The organism is Sphingomonas sp. CCH9-E2 (genome assembly GCF_001557215.1).
In the GTDB taxonomy this organism is placed as follows: Bacteria; Pseudomonadota; Alphaproteobacteria; order Sphingomonadales; family Sphingomonadaceae; genus Sphingomonas.
The window spans coordinates 1-1,804 of the sequence record NZ_LSJM01000396.1; the positions used below are offsets into that span (position 1 = coordinate 1).

Below are 1,804 nucleotides of genomic sequence, written 5' to 3' on the forward strand. Positions count from 1 at the left end.
GCCCTCCCCCTCCGTCGCCTTCGGCGCCACCTCCCCCTGGCGGGGGAGGATTAGGAGAAGCGCCAGCCCCTTACTTCCGATAGCGCACCAGCGTGATGCCGATCCGCTCGTCCGCTTCGGCGATGGCGAGTTTCACAATCTCGACCTCGACCCGCTGGATGCGCGCATCGCCGGTCATCAGCGTTTCGACGATATGGTCGGCCACGCCCTCGATCAGGGTGAAATGCACCCCCTGCGGCAGCGCCCCAGTCGCGGCGTGCTTGAGGTCGAGATAGGATTTCGATGCGTCGAGCGGCGTATCGGGGCGGAACGGATCGCCCGGAGCCATGTCGACGGTGATCGAGATGCGCAGCGGCTGGGGCAGGTGCGTCTCTTCGGAATAGACGCCGGTGAGGACCTGGACCTCGAGATCGCGAACCTGAAGCTGAAGAAGATCGTGCAACGAAAAGCCCCTTGGGGAAACGGATCGCGCGCCCATAGGCTGCGACCCCCAAAACGGCAATGGGCGTTCAGGCCGAAGCGCTGGGCCGCGCGCTCGCGTCGCTGTGCCAGCGGCGCAGATTGGCCAGATGCTCGGGCACCGCCAGTTTCGCCGCGCGCGCGAAGTCGAGCGTGACCAGCGCGGTGATGTCGGCAAAGCTATAGGCTTCACCCGCAATCCAGGGCCGGTCGGCGAGCCGCGCGTCGAGCGCGTCGACAAAGCCGTCCCACATGATCGCGCCGCGCGCGGCGAGTTCGGGAATCTGCGCGATGCTGAGCCCGGCATCGGGGATTGCGCGATCCTTGAACACAGCGCCGGTGTTGCGCAGCACATAGACCACGGCGGCATAGCCATCCCCCTCGATCCGCCGGGTCCAGCTTTCGATCCGGCCGATTTCGATCGGGGTGCGTCCGAACAGCGGCGGTTCGGGGTGCAGCGCTTCGAAATAGCGGCAGATCGCCGCCGATTCGCACAACACTTCGCCATCGTCGAACCTGAGCGCGGGCACCGCGCCGCGCGGGTTGATGCGCAGATAGGCGTCGGCAAGATGCTCGCCCGAGCGCAGATCGACCGCCTCACGCGGTACCTCCACGCCCTTTTCGGCGAGGAAGATGCGCACGCGACGCGGGCTGGGTGCCCAGGGTGCGTCATAGAGCTTCATCGATGCGTCCCCTTATTCCGCTATGCCTCACGCGCGTTCGGGGCTAAAGGCGCGCGCCCCCGGCGTCCATCCCCCGGGCCGCTGGAGATTGCCCCTGTTCGAACTGGTGCCTTTGAGCGAGGTGTATCGCGACGCGGTCGAGCAGCTACTCGATCGGGTGTTCGGTGCCGACCGGCATGGCCGCACCGCCTATCGCCTGCGCGAGGGTGTCGCGGCGGTGCCGGCGCTGAGCTTTGCCGCTGTCGAGGCGGGGACCCTGGTGGGGAGCATCCAGTGCTGGCCGGTCGAACTGGCGGGCGACGATGGCAGCGTGACGCCGATGATCCTGGTCGGCCCGGTCGCTGTCTCGCCCGAGCGGCAGAATGTCGGGATCGGCCGCGCGCTGATGTGGCGCGCGATCGAGCAGGCGGGCGACGCGGTGCTGATGCTGATCGGCGACCATGATTATTATGCGCAGTTCGGTTTCGACGCCGTGCGGACCGGCGCGTGGCGCCTGCCGGGGCCGTTCGAGCGGGAGCGGCTGCTGACGCGAGGGCCTGCGCCGGACACGCCCGGGATGGTGGGGCCTAGGCGCTAAACGACATCATTGGGTCACCCGCCTCCCCAGATCCTCCCCCGCCAGGGGGAGGTGGCACGCGCAGCGTGACGGAGGGGGAGGAAGC

Annotated in this window: 3 protein-coding genes; 1 reads left to right on the forward strand and 2 read right to left on the reverse strand. The window is 68.0% G+C overall.

Annotated features, from left to right (window positions below; all coding sequences use genetic code 11):
* Positions 1-70: 70 nt before the first annotated feature.
* Both AX681_RS17915 and AX681_RS17920 read right to left on the reverse strand, forming a co-directional pair.
* Positions 71-442, reverse strand: a complete 372-nt coding sequence (locus AX681_RS17915; RefSeq protein ID WP_066659688.1) for a dihydroneopterin aldolase — start codon at positions 440-442, stop codon at positions 71-73.
* 67 nt (positions 443-509) lie between these two features.
* Complete coding sequence (locus AX681_RS17920; protein ID WP_066659689.1) at positions 510-1,142, reverse strand: glutathione S-transferase family protein; 633 nt, start codon at positions 1,140-1,142, stop codon at positions 510-512.
* Positions 1,143-1,236: 94 nt separating this feature from the next.
* On the opposite strand from AX681_RS17920, the gene AX681_RS17925 reads away from it, so the two are divergent.
* Positions 1,237-1,719, forward strand: coding sequence for a GNAT family N-acetyltransferase (locus AX681_RS17925; protein WP_066659690.1), 483 nt, complete (start codon positions 1,237-1,239; stop codon positions 1,717-1,719).
* Positions 1,720-1,804: the final 85 nt, after the last annotated feature.

Bases quoted from the DNA above. Each gene is read 5' to 3' on its own strand.
- AX681_RS17920 (WP_066659689.1), bottom strand. From the start codon at position 1,142: ATGAAGCTCTATGACGCACCCTGGGCACCCAGCCCGCGTCGCGTGCGC.